Below are 272 nucleotides of genomic sequence, written 5' to 3'. Positions count from 1 at the left end.
CGACAATCCGATGAAGGTCACCTCCGCCGCGGATATCCATCACCCTGCCTGCCTCATCCAGGAATTGAACCCCGAGAGCCTGGGCCATTCCTGCCCCTCCATCGGATGTGCCTGAATCGCCGCAGCCGATGAGAATATTGTCGACATTCAAGTCCAGTGCCGCTTTTATCAATTCACCTACGCCGTAAGTGGTCGTGTACAAAGGGTTGCGCCTGTCCTTCGGAACGAGCCGCAGGCCTGCCGCTGCCGCCATTTCGAGTACAGCCGTTACC

Annotated in this window: 1 protein-coding gene; it reads right to left on the bottom strand. The window is 58.1% G+C overall.

The genetic code is table 11. The annotated features are described in order from the left end of the window. A partial coding sequence (locus tag SAZ04_RS22090) for a glycerate kinase (RefSeq protein ID WP_332699743.1) occupies positions 1-272 on the bottom strand: 272 nt, incomplete at both ends.

This window comes from Halalkalibacter lacteus, from assembly GCF_036663595.1.
GTDB lineage: Bacteria > Bacillota > Bacilli > Bacillales > Bacillaceae_D > Halalkalibacter > Halalkalibacter lacteus.
This window is presented reverse-complemented; position numbering and strand designations above follow the sequence as displayed.